The following is a 15,839-nucleotide window of genomic DNA, read 5'->3' as shown; positions in this document are numbered from 1 at the left end:
GCACCGCCCCGAGCACGGCCGGGACTACGGCCCGGAGAACAGCGACGGCGCCTGGGAGCGTGCAGCTCACAGACGCCGATCGCGAGATGACACTCCTGCCTGTGCAAGGGCGGGAGATTCACCCAGATCACCGCACCGGCCCTTTCCACGGGGCGTACCGGCGCGGCTTCACTTCACAGGAGAGTTTCGCATGTCGACTGCCCTGCGCAAAAGGCCACAGTGCCCGGCCGGCGCGGCAGCCTGTGCCCCTTCCACCCCGTCGGTGCGGCGCAGTGGCGGTGGTGCCTGATGGCACGCATCCGCACCGTCAAGCCCGAGATGTTCGAGTCGGAGTCGCTGGCCGAGTGCTCGGTGACCGCCATGCTCACCTTCATCGGGCTGCTGACGCAGGCCGATGACTCCGGCCGTCACCGCGACCACCCGGCGATCATCGCCGGTCGGCTGTGGGCCCTGCGCCCGGAGCACACCGCCGCCCACGTCGCCCAAGACCTGGAGGAACTGGCCGCCGCCGGGCTGATCTGCCGCTACACCGGCTGTGACGGGCGTACGTGGCTCCACGTCGTGACGTGGGAGCACCACCAGAAGATCAACAAGCCCACGGCGTCCCGTGTGCCGCGCTGCCCCAGCCACCAGGGCAGTCAGCCGTGCGGCAAGTGCCAGACCGGTGACTGCCCCACGGCGCGCACGGAAGTTTCCGTAACGTCACCCGGAAACCTCCGGGAGGACTCCGGGAGCCCGCAGGGAGCGGTGCACAGCCCCGTTCCCGCCGCCACCGCCCCTGCTGAGTCCACCGACGCCGCCGGTGAACCTGTGTCTGTGCCTCTCGACGGGCTCGCTGCCCCTGCTGCGGCACCGTCCGGGAAAACTGCAGGTCAGGCAGCATTCACGGAGGACTCCGGGAGGACTACGGGAGGAGTACCGGAGGACTCCCGCTCTGGATCTAGGATCTTGGATCCTGGATCTTTCCTTACGGGGCGCGAGGCGCCCGCACCCGACGCCGTCTCCGGATCGGTCTCCGCCAAGGAACTGGTGGCCGAGTACATCCGGGACTGCTCGCGCCGACCGCCGGAGGACTTCCTCGGGCTTCTGGGGCGCAAGGTCAAGGTCCTGCTGGACGAGCGCTTCGAGCCGCAGGACATCCGCGTAGCGCTGGAGCGGCTGCGGGCCAAGGGGCTGCACCCGAGCGTGCTGCCGAGCCTGGTGAACGAGGTCGTCAACGCTGCCCCGCAGGCTGCCTCGGTGCCGTCGTCCGCCTCCGGCGCGGGGCCCTGGGCCAGCACCAGCACCTCCCGCTACACGCCGTACCTCAACCCGACCGAGCCGACGACGTTCGGAGGCCGCCTGTGACCCGCGCACGTCTCGCCGACCCGCAGCCCGCCATCGGGGAGCGGCTCCGTGCCCGCCTAGAGGCCAAGCTGGCCGAACGCGGCATCGACCCGACCGCGCCGCTACCGGACACCCCGGAGCCGATCCCGGCCCTGGAAGCCGCCCAGGAGCGCATCCCGGTCGACTACCGCAGCGCCGTGGTCGAGCACCCCGACATCGCCGCCTGGGTGCGCACCATCACCGAGGCAGCCGTCGAGCCGAACGCGGGCGGACTCAACCCGCACTTCGGCACGGCCGGGCGCCGGCGGATCGCCCACGGCCCGTCGCTGCTGCTCTGGGGCGACACCGGGGCCGGCAAAACCCACCAGGCGTACGGCGCGATCCGGGCCCTGACCGCCGCCGGGTGCAGCGTGACCTGGCACGCGACCACCGCCGCCGACCTGTATGCCGACATGCGCCCAAAGGCCGGTGTGGACCCGGAGCACATGCTGCGCCGGATCGTGCGGGTGCCGCTGCTGCTGCTCGACGACCTCGGCGCCGCCAAGGGCTCGGAGTGGACGGAGGAGATCACCTTCCGGCTGGTGAACTGGCGCTGCCAGAACCGCCTGCCGACGATCTTCACCACGAACCTGCCGCCCGTCCGCGACCGCAGCGTGCCCCCGCAGCAGCCGGTCCTTCGCGACAAGATCGGCGACCGCGTCCTGTCCCGCCTGTCCGGCATGTGCACGCCGGTCCACTTCACCGGCCCGGACCGCCGCTTCCTGCGCCGTTGAAGCCCGGCCCCCTCCCCCTGACGCCACCTCCGGTGCGGCACTGCCGCGCCCTCACCCCGCCTCATCACCGCGCCGCGCCGTATCCACCCACCGCCGGCACCGCGCGCCCCACCGAGGCGTACCCGGAGACTGCCTTGCGCACCATCACCACGAACGACACCGCCCGTCCGCCCCTGCGCGGGATCGCCGACCACAGCTGGCACGCCCGGGGCCTGTGCTACGGCATGCCCGCCGAGGACGCCGACGAGCTGTTCTTCCACGCTCCTCGCAGCCACGAGGCCATCGCCGAGGCCAAGTCCATCTGCGGCCGGTGCCCGGTCAAGAAGGACTGCTTCAACTACGCCCTCGACAACGAGATCCGCCACGGCATGTGGGGCGGACTGACCGAGGCAGAGCGCCGTCCCTGGCACGCCCGGGTCAGCAAGCGCCTGGATTACAGCCGCGTACTTGCCGCCTTCCAGGGGCGCGACGTGCACCTCAGCGAAGCCGAGCGCGAGGCAGTGGTCCGTCACGCCTACGCCCGCGGATGGACGGTCGAGCGCCTCGCCTACACGCTCCGACTCGAACTCGAATGGGCCAAGGACCTGATGCGACAGGCCGCCCACGACGTCACGGACCGCGACCGCTACTGGGGCCTGTACGACGAGGAGACCGACGCCGCCGACGAACAGCACCCCCAGAGCGAGGGTGAAGACGGCGACGAACCTGAGGTGACCACCTCACCCGTGCCCCGCCAGGTGCACACCACTGCCCTGATCACCGCGCTCGGAAAGGCCGCATGACCCACCCCACCGCTGCACATCCCGCCGCGGCCCCTGCCGGACAGAGCGAGGAAACGGCTCGCCATCGCGACCGCCCCGACGGAACAGTCCGGCAGGTGGGCGCCACCAAGACCCAGCGCAATCTGATCGTCGGCGGCGCCGCCCTGGTCACAGCCGTCGCCATGGCCGCCAGCGCCGACACCCTCGCCACCCTCGGACGCGCCGTGGGCTGGGGTGCCGTGCTCGCCTGGTCCCTCCCTGTGAGCGTCGACGCCCTGGCACTGGTCGCCGGCCTCGCCTGGATCGCGGCAGGCGCTGGCCAAAGCCTCGGCCGCGTGCTGACCCTCACGAGTGTTGCGGTGTCCGTCATCCTCAACGCTGTGGGCCATCTGGCGTCGACCGGACACCTCAAGACCGGCCCCTACCTGGTGATCGCCGTGTCAGCCGTGCCACCAGTCGCCGCCGCACTGGCCGTACACCTCGGTGCCAAGGTCAACGCGGACCGGACCCGGATTCCAGCCGAGACCACTGTGTCGGCCAAGACCGGTCCCAGCGCACCTCGTACCTCCGGCACCGCAGCCGTACCCGTGGAGCGGACCATCGCGGACCACCGACTTCGTACTGACAGCGCCGGCGGACCAGCGCACCAGTCTGGTCCGGAGCGCGCGGTCCAGGGCCATGCCGGGGACCAGGTGGGTGGACAGGTTCGCCTGCAGACCGCGGACCAGCCGACGGAACCCGTCCCGGCGGACCACGACGCTGAGGCTCAAGACCAACGGACCAATCCCGCCACGGACCATGCGGACCACCCTGCGGACCAGCCGACCGGTCCTGGTCCACAGGAGACAGTCCATGAGGAGCGGACCAGCAACACCGCAGGTCACGCGGCTGCCGATCCAGCACGACCGGCGGACCACGAGCGGGTAGACCACGCTGGCGGACCAGCCGATGAAGCCGGTCACGAGGTCGCGGCCCACGGCTCAACTGCAGACCAGATGCAGGCCCAGGATCACCCGCAGTCCACGGACCACGTCCTGCGGACCGCGGACCAGCCGACGGAATCCGCCCCGGCGGACCAAGACACTGAGGCTCCGGACCAGCGGACCAGCCCCGCCACGGACCACGCGGACCAACCGGCGGACCTAGACGAGGACGACTCCTCCGGTGGTCCGCAGGGCACGCGGACCACGCACCCCGACGGCTCCCCGTCCGCGGCGCAGTCCGACCCGGCGGACCAGGACGACGAAATCCCGTGGGAGGTGAAGGTCGAGGTCGCCCGCAAGGCCGCCCTCGCAGAAGGGCGAATGACCCGCAGGGCCATACGGCCACACCTGCGCAGACACAACATCAAAGTCAGCAACGAGCTGTTCGCCGAGCTGCAGGCCCACCTCTACGAAGACCCGACGCTCGCGCACCTGCCCCGCACACCGAGGAAGACCCGATGAAGACCTGCGCATCCTTCGACCGCATCAAGAGCGGCTACGAGCGGGACATCACGTACCTGAGCAACCACGCCAAGGTCCACGAGGGCACACGGGCGGGGAAGGTCAGCGCGACGACCGTCCACGGCGTCAAAGGCCGCATGGCCAGAGTGCTCAGCAGGCACTACGAGCGCTGCCCAATATGCAGCTGAAACCCGCATAACCGCAGGTCATCCCCTACGCCATTCCCTCTGACACGGTGGTCCGGCCCTGTGCCGGACCACCGCCCCGGCCACGGAGGACTCGCCATCCACTCCCACAACCACCGCACGTCCCTCCCGACCAGCGCAGAGGCAGGCGCCTGGGCGGACGTCCTGGTCCGCCGCCAGCTTGTGCACGCGGCGGTCCTGGCCCCGAACGGCCAGTGGCTCGTCCAGCACTGCGCCGAGTCACCCGTCCGCGTCCTCAACGGCCCGGCCGCCATGGTCGAACTCGCCGCCGAAATCCAGCACCGCATACGCACCACGAGGCACCGAACCCGATGACGAACCCGACGACAAGCCCCACCCCCGCACCGGATGAGCCGGTCCCCAACTCGCTCTCGTCGCGAGCAAGTTGGTGCAAGAGCATTGCTCCCGCCGGGAGCAATGCTCTTGCCTCCCCCGCCCCGGGAGGTGCGGGAGAGGATCGGCACCGGGGGGCGCCGATCCTTCTGGATGCGACCGAGGGCGGCGCGCATCCAGAGGAAGGGGAACTGCACGCCTGTCACAGCGCCGACTGCGCCCACGCCGCGCCACCGACGCCCCACGTCCAGCAGCGCGAGCGCCTGCGCGACGAGAAGAAGCGCGTGCGTCAGCCCAGCTGCCGCATGAACGACGATGAGTACCAACTCCTCGTCCGCGCTGCCACCGTCTGCCGCATGAGCGTCGCCAGCTTCCTCGCCCACGCCGCGCTCAAGGCCGCCCGCGACCTCGACCGCACAGCCGCGGAGATCGCGGGCGAGCGAGAGATGGTGAACGAGCTGTTCAGTCTGCGCCGCCACCTCGGCCAGATCGGCAACAACCTCAATCAGGTGGCCAAGGCCCTGAACTCGGGTGCCGAGGCCCCCCAGGTCGAGGCGGTCCTCTCGGCCGTGCACCGCGCCGCGAAGCGCGTGGACGCCTTCACTCAGCACTACGTGGACAGCGAGACCTCTGCTGCATGATCCCCCGAGTCCACGACATGGGTACGCGCACAATCGGCTTGCTGTACTACCTGTACGGGCCCGGCACCCACGAGGAGCACATCGACCCCCATCTCGTCGCCGCCTGGGACAGCCTGGCTCCCGACCCAGGCCGCGACCCCAACGCCACGTACGGCGATCTCCAACGCCTCCTCGACCAACCGGTCATGGCCCTGCCCAAGAGCCGGCGCCCCGCCGAGCACGTGTGGCACCTGTCCGTCCGTGCTGCACCGGAAGACCCCATCCTCACCGACGAGCAGTGGGCGGACATCGCGCGGCGAATGGTCGCCGCCACCGGTATCGCCCCCGCCGGCGACGCCGCCGCGTGCCGCTGGGCCGCCGTGCGCCACGCCGACGACCACATCCACATCATCGCCACCGTCGTACGCGAAGACGGCCGACAAGCCCGCATCCGCCAAGACGGCAAACGCTCCCAGGAGGAAGCACGGAAGATCGAGATCGACTACGGGCTGAGGCAGCTCAACGCCGGTGACGGCACCGCCGCCAAGCGCCCCACCAGCGCCGAACGCCATAAGGCCGAACGCGAGGGCCGCGAGCGCCCCGCCCGTGAGGAGCTGCGCGAGACCGTGCGGCAGGCGGCGGCTGGAGTAGGGAGCGAGACCGAGTTCTTCGACCGGCTGGCCGCGGCCGGCGTGCTGATCCACAAGCGCGTCGCACCGTCCGGCGACCTGCTCGGCTACAAGGTCGCACTCCCCGACGACCGCAACGAGGACAAGGAGCCCGTGTTCTATGCGGGCTCCACCCTCGCCCCGGACCTGTCCCTGCCGCGACTGCGCGAACGCTGGTCCGGTGACAACACCCCCCACCAGGCGGGCGAGACGCCACCGGACCACGGTGCCGGCAGCGCGCCGAGCGGTCCGGCCACGGCGCGGCGCAGCGCGGCCACGGCCGCATGGCAGGCGCTGCTGGTCATCGACCAGGGCGACGACGCGGTGGTGGCCGCGCAAATCGCCGCCGCCGGGGAGGTCCTCGACGCGCTCGCCAAAACCTCCGCCGCCCACACCCGTGCCCAACTGCGCGAGGCGGCCTTCGCGTTCGAGCGGGCCACTCGCTCCCACATCCGAGCTGAGCGCGGGCACGACCGTGCCCTGCGCGAGGCCGCCCGCGACCTCGTCTACAGCGGGCCCGCGCTCGGCCGCGGAGAAGACGGGGCCACCACGGCGATGCTGATCGACATGGCGTTCTTCCTGGTAACCGCCGCAGCCCACTGGCACGGAAAGAAGCAGCACGCCCAACAGGCCGCCGCCGCCCGCGAGGCCGCCGAGCACCTGCGAGCCGCCTACCAGGCCGCCGCCGGCATGCCGATCGGCGTGCTCTACCAGCGGGGCCGGCGCCTGTCCCAGCCCCTGCGGCACAAGCAGATCGCCTACCTACGTCAGGCGGTGCCCGAACTAGCCGAACAGGTCCTGGCCGAGGCCGGCTGGTACGCCCTCGCGGCCACCCTCGCCGACGCCGAGAACGCCGGACACGACCCGGCCGCGCTACTGGCCGAGGCTGCCGAGCGGCGGGAGCTGGACACCGCCGACTCGATCAGCGACGTGCTGGTGTGGCGGCTGCGCCGCATGGCCGACCTGCCGGCCGACGCCTCCGCGATGCCCGAGCCCGGCACCACCACGGCAGCCCGGACCCCCAGGCGCACCGCGAAGGCTTCCACGAGCCGCACGGACCGGCCGCGCAAGCCCCGGTCATTCTGAATTTTCAACGTTGCGGCAGGTCAGACGCTTAGGGCACTCTCCATGTGCCCGCCAGACGACAAGGGGATGGAGACCGCATGTTCCGACGACGTGCCCGCGACGAGAGGGAGTTCCGCCAAGCTCAGCGTGAGGCGCTCGCCCTGCGACAGTTGCACGCGCACGAGCCCTGGCCGGGCGACACCGTCCAGACCAAGTCCCCGGCCACAGACGACGCGGAGACTGCCGTGCCGGACTTCCCGCCGGCCGATCTGCGGGCCCCGTCGCGGCATGACGTCGAAGGCGTGATGATGCGCTGGATGCCGCCGCTCGTCATCGACGGCGAGGTCCACGCCTGCACGCAGTGCGGCGCGTACCGGGACTGGATCGTCTTCAACATGAACGACGACTCGGTGTGGCTGCGCTGCCCGGCAGGCCACCAGGTGATCGAGCCGCGTCTGGACGCCGCCTGGTACAACCGCAACTCCGGTCCCGTCGACCACTGGCACCCCACCCTGGAGGACGGCCTGCGTCACCTCGGGCACTGACCCTCTCGAAACCCCTACCCCCTTCGCATCTGCCGGCAGTTGGAGGGCCGGCCCGGTCAGACCGTCCGCACCGCGCCGTTTAGGGGTTTTCCGCATGCGCCTGCACACCACGACCGTCCTCAGCCTCGGCCTCGTCCTGGCCCTGGCGGGCTGCTCCAACAACACCTCCGGCCCCTCCAACCCCACGTCCTCCACCGCAGCCGCGCACGCGGAGGACCACAACACCCCGGCGGCCACGCCGCTGTCCTCGGCCGCACTGGCCAAACGGCTCCTTAACGAGACCGACTTGGGCGAGGGCTACACCCGCAAGCCCGACACCGTGCAGCAGCACGACGACGTCACCGTGATCGGCTGCCCGGCGCTGGCCGAGCTCGGCGGCCAGGCGGCGACTGGCGGCAGCCTCAACTTTCCCCACTCGGCGAAGGTGACCTTCACCTACGCGGCATCCAACGGCTCGGAGGTGTCCGAGGAGCTATACAGCGACACCGCCCCGAAGCTGTCCACGGGCGTGAACCGGATCTTCAACGCCATGACGTCGTGCCCCGCCTACCAGGTGTCGGTGGGCAGCACGCTCATCGACATGCGTACCCAGCAGGTGAGTGCGCCCCGGCTCGGTGACGAGCAGTGGAGTCAGCTGCTCACGTACAGCGCCGGTGGCCAGCGCAGTGTCGTCAAGCAGACGGCGATCCGCAGCGGCACGATCCTGGTGGTCGTCTCCGGGTCGCCCGCCCTCGTCAACGCCCACCTCGCCGCCGCCGTACGAACGGCACTGGCCCACTGACCCGTGACACACCATCCCGCCCCGTCCTCCCCTGCCTCCAGGGGAGGACGGGGCATTCGTCATACGGCACTACCGTGGTCCCCAGACAACTGCGCACCGTCAGAACCGTGATGCGGCCCCAGCCTCGGGCCGGGCGCCACGCGGATACTGTCGTACGAAGAGAGGTCACCGGCGTGGCAGGCCGGCCGACGAAGACCCGCGGGTGTTTTGCGTTCGTCACCACGCCTCGCCATGAGATCGTGCTTCAGCTGCGGAACCACAAGGCCGGCATCAGCTGGCCTGGGCACTGGTCGATGCCCGGCGGCGGAGCGGAGGCGGACGAGACGCCGCTCGAGACGATCCTTCGTGAGCTGCTGGAGGAGACCGGCATCGTGCCGGACGCGATCGAGGAGGCCGCGGTCACCGCGTACGAGAAGGGTGTCCGGTCTCAGTGAAGGTGGCGAACAGTTCGCTCAACATGGCGAACCTGCGGGCAAGCGCCCTCAACCTCGGCGGGCGCCGCGTGCTGAGCCGCCACCTGCTCCAGCACCCCGTACAGCAGCTGGGCACGCTGGCTGTGCGGGCTACCGAAAGACTCTCGGCCGGTGGTGAGCAGCAGGGTCCAGTGGGCGCCGGTCATCCGCATCCGGCTGGCCGCCCGTACCGCGCTCAGCAGACGCCGGTTCTCCCGCGCCTTCAGCGGCCCTTGCGCTGGCGACACGAGCTGGTGCGCGGGGCCCCGCAGTTGCTGGCGCAGATGCAGCGGCACCGCCTCCCACATTGGGTCGTCCGCACTCGGCAGCAATCGGCCCTGGGCAGCCCCGGACTCAGCCAGCGACGCTGCGGCGGGGCTCGGTGGTACGGGCTCCTGCGCTTGCTCCAGTCCGGGTTCGGGTTCAGCGGGGGGCCGATCGCTAGCCGGGGCGCCGGCGGTGCAGGTGTGGTTGGCCGACGGCCCGACGTACGCGCACCCAAGGCAGCGCACCCAGCCTGCCGCCCGGACGGCCGCCTCTACCACCGAGCGCTCCGGGCCGAACCCCAGCGAGACCAGCTGGCGTGGCAGGCGCAGTTCCTCCACAGCGCGCAGGGCGGCGGCCGCGATGACGTCGTGGCCCTGAACGAACCACCTGCCCATCTCTGCGCTCTTGCCGCACCCGCAGAAACAGCCCCGTTCCCTCTTCTCCGTCACGTCCCGGGACCCTAGCGGCCCCATCAGCCCCGGACCGGCAACACCACGCGAGCGAACCGCCCCTATGAGGACTCGCCACGTTGGGCGGACCGTTCGCTACCTTCACTGAGACCGGACAAAGGGCAAGACGCCACCCCACGTGTTCGTCGTGGAATGGGACGGTGCCGAGAACGAACTGGTCCTCGGTGAGGGCCAGGCTCTTCGCCTGTTTCCGCTCGACGCGCTGCCCGAGCCGATGCCGCCCCATGTCCGGCACTACGTCGAACAACTCACACGGCGCCTGCCGCTACGGAGCCTGTAGGGCTACTCCCGCACTACCCGCACCGTCCGGGTGCCCTGTGAACACCTGCAAGACACAACGCCCTGACAGCATGAAAAGGGCCCGGTTCTCTCACCTTGCGAAGGTGAGAGAACCGGGCCCTGGCGTTCTGGGTCATGACCGTCGGCTGACACTGGCGCTATCGCAGCAGGCCGGTGCCGCACCGCCGCACGGGGTCATGCCAGCGTGGGCAGGCCCGCCTCCGGCATATGCGGCCGTTCGATAACGAGCAGGCGGTCGTGGTGCATCCCCAGCTCCACGATCTCGTCTTCAGCAGGGAGATAGACGAGGACGGCAAGCCGCCGGCCCCGGGCCGGGCGGGTCACGGTCAGGACGTGGTGCTGATCCGGGCAGCCCGACAGCGTATAGACGTCACCGGAGTTGATGTCTGCGGCGCGGCCCGCGAAAGTCTCCACCTCCCTGCGCTGGTGCCACCAGCGGGCACGGGACCGCATCCGGGGCAACGCACCGGTCCGCCGGTCGCGCTCGATCCTCCACGCTCGGCGGCAAGGGGCGCATTCGGTGCTCGCGTCGGGATTCGGCCCGGACAGCGGCGTGCCGCACCAAGCGGTGCCGGAGGCGGCATGACGGCGGTGCCCGGTGACAAGGTTTCCGCGGCCGTTGGGCGCCCACAGCACGGCCTCGTCGCGAGGGCACGATCCCTCGGAGAGCACGCTCACCTCACCCGCGAGGCGATGGAAGCGTTCCAGGGCCGCCACGAGCGACGAGCAGTTGGCGCACACCCGCCGGGCCGACGTCGGGCGCGCGTGAAGCGGCTTGCCGCAGTAGCCCAGCAGATGCCCCGGGATCGGCCGGTGAGCGGTTGCACTCTTGCCGGTGCCGGCGGCGGGCCGGAGATCCGGCTCGCCGTCGGGGTGGGGGTGCGTGGTGAGGATGAGCCAGGCACGCGTACAGCTCTGGCACAGAGAATGCGCCGTGCTCTCCGCGATGGGCGCGAGATCGGTCGAGTGCGTGGCGCACACCGTCAACGGCTCGGTGCCTATCACGACGCCGTGGTGCGCGGTCCCGTTCCTCGGAGAGATGGAAAGCCGGATCAAGGGCAGGGGCAAGCAGACCTCCAGGGGATGAGGCATCGGGGTGGGTGGCGAGCGGTGTCGTCAGTCGCGGCGGACGACGATAAGCCGCTCCTGCGCGCCGTCTGGCAGGGTGCGCCGGGGCACGGGGACCGGGGAGGCGAGCGAGGCGGCGAAGACTGCGACCAGGTCGTGCGGGACGCTGGCGCTGAAGCTGGCGCACCACAGGTACGGGGCGCCGAGGACGGGTTCCGCCCATGCCTGCCAGCCCATCAGGTCGGGGCGCGGGTCGGCGTCCTGGATGAGCGGAGGCAGTTCCTCCAGCAACATGCTGGAGGCGAAGCCGGGATCCGTGGCGGTGGTCGTGGGCCGGTCCACGTCCCTCATCCAGCCCTGGGCGACGAGCGTGGCCAGGACCGCCTCCGGCTCGTCGAACCCGACCTCGGGTATCTCGCGGGCGTCGAGGGCGATGAGGAGGTCGGCGAGTGCCTCGTGCGGGACGCCGGTGGTGAAGTAGGCGTTCCACTCCGTCAGGGCGCTCGTTGCGTGCGGGCGGACGGACAGTTGCCAGGCCACGGGCAAGCCGCCGAGTTCGAAGGGGTAGCTGGCGAGGATCCATTCGGCGCCGCGCAGCTCGTCGGGGCTCACGTACAGCAGGGTGTGGCGGGAGGTTGGCCACAGGCGCCAGCCCATACCGGTCAGCAGGTCGCCGATCCGCTCGGCGAGAGCGCCGTCGTCACCGGCCAGATGGCGAGGGGTGACCCAGTACACGGGGTCCGGCGAGTCCGGGTGGGAGGGGTCGTGGGGGTGGTGCGGGTGCAGGGGCGCCTCCGTGAGGTCGTGGGTGGTTCAGCTGCCGCCGTCGCGCGGCGAAGTCGCCGTGCGACGGCGGCGTGAGGGAGCCTCGGTCGGCTCGTGCCAGGTGAGAGCGACGGCGACGTCCGGCGGCAGGTGGCCGATCTGTTCGGCGTCGTTGGCCTCGGCGACGAAGACCACGGGGGTGCCGTTTTCGTCCTGGGAGGCGATCACTCCGCCGATGCGGTGAGCCATGGGAAAGAGCGGATTGATGGCGAGCCGGGCCGGCGCGTCACGGTCACAAGCGGACAGAAGGCCGATGAGGTCGCCGACGGTCATCTCGGGCAGGTGCGGGTCTTCCACAGAGTTCTCCTCGCGGTAGCGGACAGGGGGCCCGGGGCCGGGCAAAGCGGGGCATGCAGTTGTGTACGACCCGGTGGTGTGGCTACCGGGCCACAATGCCGTTCACAGCGGCTGGGAGGTGGCCAGGACCTGGGCCACGGCGGCGGCGACGATGTCCGCCGGGGTCTCGGTGTCGAACGACACCCGGTACCCGCGGGTCTTCGCAGTGCCCGTGACCGCGATCACCCACCCCTCACCGTCGGTGCCGGGACGGCCCGTCGGGAACCAGCCGAGGTAGAACTTGCCGTCCTTGCTGTTCACATGGACATCGGCGCGGTCGTCCACGACCAGCTTGAAGTCGGCGTCCGTGAACTGGTCGATCACCAGCATCGGTCGGCCGGGACCGAGTTTCCAGGAGTGCAGCCGCAGCGCCTCGACAGTGGTGGCGAATCCGGGCTGGGCCACGTCCAAGGCCACAGGCATCACCTCTCTGACCTGGTGTTTTCCGGGAAGGCGTCCACGTTGACATGCCGTAGAAGCGTTGGCCAGTCGTTTCGGGATCTTTCCTGTCTGCCACAGGCGAACTTGTCCTTGGACAGCGAATCCAGTCGTCCGCCCTGCGCTGACCTGCGGCGACTAACTTGATTGGCAAGGGCGTTGGTGAGGCCGTCCCCGCTCACCAACGCCGTGACCTGCGACGACTGCGCTGGATGGCAAGGAACTCCACGGACTGGGTTCGATGTCGGCGGACAGAACTGGTGACCGCTGTCATCCAATCGAGGCGTTTGACAAGGAACCCAGTTGCTCGGGCTTCCTTGCCAGCGAACCTAGGGCGAACGCGCTAGGAGCGTCATTTCGCGGGGCTGGTACTGGTTCGCGGCCACCAGGCATCAAGCAGGACCGTCCGGTCTCTCGGAGAGTTGCTCATGCGCTGCAGGACTCCGGATGAGTTGGCGCGATCACGACAGTGATCTCACAAGCCGGAGTGGACACAAGCCAGACCGGAGACGCTATCCATGAGCCAGCAGCAGTACCAGCTCATCGCCACCGGCATGACCGGCGACGCTGACGACCTTGTGCGGCGTGTACGAGGCGAGAATCCCAGCGCGCGAGAACTGGATAAGATCGCTGCAGCGCATGCAGCACATAGCGGAGTCTGGCATCGACTCTGGCTGAATGAGCAGGCGGGGGTGCTGTTGTTTCTGGAGCGTGCGTCTTCCGGCAACGGCGCGACTGGCGGGCTGAAGTTGCATCAAATCCCACTGCACTCAACATCCTGCACCCGGGTGCTGACCCGCCTGACGGCTGCGGTGCTGGCGCGGCTGGCCAGCCCTGCTGACAGCTACCAGGGCCGCCCGGAGGCCCGACCCGAGGCCGATCGAGACATCGGCGCGCTCGTACAGCTGTTCCGCGTACAGCTTGCACGGATGCGGACCGACTATCCCCATCCCAACAAGCTGTGGAAGGCGGTCCACGCCCAGATCGAGCGAGCAGGCGACGAACAGCGGGCCACTCTACTCACGGCGTTTCTTGGCTGGTACCTGCAAAATGTCTACCCCGATGATGTGGACGCCTACAATCAGGAAGAACGGGATCTGGGATACGACGGCGAACAAGGCCCAGCCTGCGGCTACATTGACCCTCGCTTTGAAGCCAAAGCAATCCGGGACTGGAGATGGTACCGGTACCAAATCCGCTATAAGGCTCCCCAGCCCAAACTGGAATCGGTCCCGAGCGAAAGACACCGCCGTCGGCGAGGAAACAAGCACTGGTACTACGAGTTCCGAGCCCTCGGCCGCCACCTCACCGAGCAGCAGATGCTCAAACTGCGTGCGAAGCTGCCTGGGGCGGACGTCACCTCCGACTCCCTCGTGCTGGACCAGTGGACCGACTGGAACGAACACCCAATCTTCGGGACTGAGGACGAGCTCATTCCCCAGTACTTCGACGCCGGTCTCCACTTCAGCCAGGAAGGATCACGCACTCTGTGGCTGCGGCTACCGGCCACTCTCGCCCACCAGATAGCCCTCTACGAAGACGGACTTGCTGTTAGGACCACGATCGTCGGTGACGATCTCTTGCTGGAACTCCACCGCCTCGAAGAAGACGGCGAGCTCTCCTACCTGTACCACGACCCGCGTCCGTGGCTGGTGGAACTGCTGCCCCTGCGCGACGACTTGGCCGGAGGCGACGTCCGCGCGCCGGCCATCGCCTGGCGCACCTCCAATGTGACCCGCGCGTACACCGAGGCACCGGAGTGGCCACCCATGCCAGACGGGCTGGACGAGGACGAACGCGGCCCTCAACTGCAGGCACTTGTCCGGCTACTGGAAGAGACCCCTTGAACGCACGCCCCAGATATCACTGGGGCCGCGGACTTGCCCGCGCAGCGGCGGCTGCGGCTATCGAATGAGCCCGCAACCTCCTGGTCACCGGCAAGGTCAAGGCGGTCACACAGGCCGCTAACATTGCACCGCAGCGGCTGCTGGAAACGGTCGGGATGCGACACGACAGAGCGCCGAGATGATCGAGTACGGGGAGACCCAAGCCGGAGTTCACTGGCGCGCCACTCCGACGCACTGAACAGTGGAGGGCGCAGTCTGCGAGCTTGAGCGTGCCTTCAGCGCGGCTCAGCGTGCTGGGGAGCTGTGGGACCAGCGTGACGATGGTGGCTGAACTTCATGGCGCTCGCCACGGTGGTTGTGGCTGAGCCACTCAGTCACAGGTGTGGTCAGGTAGCCGGAGACCATTGCTGGTCCCCGGCCCTCTCAGAACCGGTGTGACTGAGCGCTTCAGTTGGTTCTGACCGCGGTTGCGTGACAACTGCGCCCGGAAGCAGACTGCGCACTACGTCGCCGGGCTGAGCCGTCACGGAGGAGTGGCCACAGCCCCTCCAGAATCTGCCCACTCCGCCGTGAAGAGGATGCCGCCTGAATGAATTCCGAGCTACTGAGCGCTGGCGCTGCGTTGACTGGTGTAGCACTGGGCATCGTCGGCACCCTGATGGCGGCTCGAATACAGGCCAAGGGAAGCCACGCTCAGGCCGAAGCCACCTACCGCGCTGCCGTCACCACAGCGCAGACTCAGTACGCCGCCACCCTCGAGCAACAGAACCGCGCCGCTCAGCGAGCTGCCTACGTAGCGTTCATCGCGGCCTCCGATGTCTTTCAGCGCGCGATGGCGCCAGCTGAGGAGCGTGCCGGTCGCGATGTTCCAGAGCCCCTGAGGGAGCCGCTTGACCAGCTGCATGCGGCAATCACGGCAGTCGAACTCGAAGGCCCTCCAGAAGTACTGTCTGCCGCCCGTTCCGTAACGCTGTGTGGTGTTGAGCTCGCGAACATGCTCTATGAGCAGGGCGAGATCTTGGAATCCTGGAGAGCACTAGTAACCGGGCGACATGTGGACGAGGTTCGGAGCGCACACACAGCAGTACTCAGGGTGCATGAGGCTGCACGGGCAATCCCGACGACGCATCGCTCACTTCACGACGCTGATCGCCAGGTCCGTGCGGAAAGGATGGGCGAGTACGGCGAAGCATGGCTTGCTGCGTGTGAGTCCGCAGAATCGGCCCTCGCCTCAGCCGTGGCAGTCGGGGCTCTGACTGAGGACCAAGCCGCCGACTTGCTGTGGGACGTGTCCTCCAAGGACGAGGGCACGC

The 15,839-nt window shown here is 69.3% G+C and carries 19 protein-coding genes; 13 read left to right on the top strand and 6 right to left on the bottom strand.

Annotated features, from left to right (window positions below):
* Positions 1–288 precede the first annotated feature (288 nt).
* From QQY66_RS34220 to QQY66_RS34170, 11 genes are all read left to right on the top strand, one after another.
* Positions 289–1,347, top strand: coding sequence for a hypothetical protein (locus QQY66_RS34220; protein ID WP_301984181.1), 1,059 nt, complete (start codon positions 289–291; stop codon positions 1,345–1,347).
* On the top strand, positions 1,344–2,099 hold the full coding sequence (locus tag QQY66_RS34215) for an ATP-binding protein (protein ID WP_301984180.1): 756 nt from the start codon (positions 1,344–1,346) through the stop codon (positions 2,097–2,099). Before QQY66_RS34220 ends, QQY66_RS34215 begins: the two co-directional genes overlap by 4 nt.
* A gap of 134 nt (positions 2,100–2,233) precedes the next feature.
* Entirely contained in the window at positions 2,234–2,881 is a 648-nt protein-coding gene (locus QQY66_RS34210; protein WP_301984179.1) for a WhiB family transcriptional regulator, read from the top strand.
* Positions 2,882–2,976: 95 nt separating this feature from the next.
* The gene (locus QQY66_RS34205; RefSeq protein WP_301984178.1) at positions 2,977–4,305 is read left to right on the top strand and encodes a DUF2637 domain-containing protein; all 1,329 of its coding nucleotides are present in this window, start codon (positions 2,977–2,979) and stop codon (positions 4,303–4,305) included.
* Complete coding sequence (locus QQY66_RS34200) at positions 4,302–4,493, top strand: hypothetical protein (protein ID WP_301984176.1); 192 nt, start codon at positions 4,302–4,304, stop codon at positions 4,491–4,493. Before QQY66_RS34205 ends, QQY66_RS34200 begins: the two co-directional genes overlap by 4 nt.
* 60 nt (positions 4,494–4,553) lie before the next feature.
* A complete protein-coding gene (locus tag QQY66_RS34195) occupies positions 4,554–4,826 on the top strand; it encodes a hypothetical protein (protein ID WP_301984175.1) in 273 nt (90 codons plus the stop codon).
* A gap of 323 nt (positions 4,827–5,149) precedes the next feature.
* Positions 5,150–5,485, top strand: coding sequence for a plasmid mobilization relaxosome protein MobC (mobC, locus tag QQY66_RS34190; RefSeq protein WP_301984174.1), 336 nt, complete (start codon positions 5,150–5,152; stop codon positions 5,483–5,485).
* The gene (locus tag QQY66_RS34185) at positions 5,482–7,218 is read left to right on the top strand and encodes a relaxase/mobilization nuclease domain-containing protein (RefSeq protein WP_301984173.1); all 1,737 of its coding nucleotides are present in this window, start codon (positions 5,482–5,484) and stop codon (positions 7,216–7,218) included. The genes mobC and QQY66_RS34185 overlap by 4 nt, the downstream gene beginning before the upstream one ends.
* Before the next feature lie 77 nt (positions 7,219–7,295).
* Positions 7,296–7,742: a hypothetical protein gene (locus tag QQY66_RS34180; protein ID WP_301984172.1), complete on the top strand. Its 447-nt coding sequence runs from the start codon at positions 7,296–7,298 to the stop codon at positions 7,740–7,742.
* A 94-nt stretch (positions 7,743–7,836) separates the two neighbouring features.
* On the top strand, positions 7,837–8,523 hold the full coding sequence (locus tag QQY66_RS34175; RefSeq protein ID WP_301984171.1) for a hypothetical protein: 687 nt from the start codon (positions 7,837–7,839) through the stop codon (positions 8,521–8,523).
* Positions 8,524–8,633: 110 nt separating this feature from the next.
* Complete coding sequence (locus QQY66_RS34170) at positions 8,634–8,957, top strand: NUDIX domain-containing protein (RefSeq protein WP_301987591.1); 324 nt, start codon at positions 8,634–8,636, stop codon at positions 8,955–8,957.
* Here the strand turns inward: QQY66_RS34170 and QQY66_RS34165 are convergent.
* The gene (locus tag QQY66_RS34165) at positions 8,951–9,637 is read right to left on the bottom strand and encodes a hypothetical protein (protein ID WP_301984170.1); all 687 of its coding nucleotides are present in this window, start codon (positions 9,635–9,637) and stop codon (positions 8,951–8,953) included. The genes QQY66_RS34170 and QQY66_RS34165 overlap by 7 nt on opposite strands.
* 193 nt (positions 9,638–9,830) lie before the next feature.
* Here QQY66_RS34165 and QQY66_RS34160 point away from each other — a divergent pair, with 193 nt between their 5' ends.
* Positions 9,831–9,992: a hypothetical protein gene (locus QQY66_RS34160; RefSeq protein ID WP_301984169.1), complete on the top strand. Its 162-nt coding sequence runs from the start codon at positions 9,831–9,833 to the stop codon at positions 9,990–9,992.
* A 194-nt stretch (positions 9,993–10,186) separates the two neighbouring features.
* Here the strand turns inward: QQY66_RS34160 and QQY66_RS34155 are convergent, their stop codons facing one another.
* From QQY66_RS34155 to QQY66_RS34140, 4 genes are all read right to left on the bottom strand, one after another.
* A complete protein-coding gene (locus QQY66_RS34155) occupies positions 10,187–11,017 on the bottom strand; it encodes a hypothetical protein (protein ID WP_301984167.1) in 831 nt (276 codons plus the stop codon).
* 111 nt (positions 11,018–11,128) lie between these two features.
* Entirely contained in the window at positions 11,129–11,815 is a 687-nt protein-coding gene (locus tag QQY66_RS34150; protein ID WP_301984165.1) for a DUF317 domain-containing protein, read from the bottom strand.
* 78 nt (positions 11,816–11,893) lie between these two features.
* Entirely contained in the window at positions 11,894–12,178 is a 285-nt protein-coding gene (locus QQY66_RS34145) for a hypothetical protein (RefSeq protein WP_301987590.1), read from the bottom strand.
* Between the two features lie 126 nt (positions 12,179–12,304).
* Positions 12,305–12,664: a DUF317 domain-containing protein gene (locus QQY66_RS34140; protein WP_301984164.1), complete on the bottom strand. Its 360-nt coding sequence runs from the start codon at positions 12,662–12,664 to the stop codon at positions 12,305–12,307.
* Positions 12,665–13,197: 533 nt separating this feature from the next.
* Between QQY66_RS34140 and QQY66_RS34135 the strand changes: the two genes are divergently transcribed.
* A complete protein-coding gene (locus QQY66_RS34135) occupies positions 13,198–14,526 on the top strand; it encodes a hypothetical protein (protein ID WP_301984163.1) in 1,329 nt (442 codons plus the stop codon).
* A 601-nt stretch (positions 14,527–15,127) separates the two neighbouring features.
* Here QQY66_RS34135 and QQY66_RS34130 read toward each other — a convergent pair.
* On the bottom strand, positions 15,128–15,430 hold the full coding sequence (locus QQY66_RS34130; protein ID WP_301984162.1) for a hypothetical protein: 303 nt from the start codon (positions 15,428–15,430) through the stop codon (positions 15,128–15,130).
* Positions 15,431–15,839 lie beyond the last annotated feature (409 nt).

Origin of the sequence: Streptomyces sp. DG2A-72, assembly GCF_030499575.1 — a bacterium.
In the GTDB taxonomy this organism is placed as follows: domain Bacteria; phylum Actinomycetota; class Actinomycetes; order Streptomycetales; family Streptomycetaceae; genus Streptomyces.
Note: the sequence above shows the minus strand (reverse complement) of the source record. Positions and strands in the feature narration are given on the sequence as shown.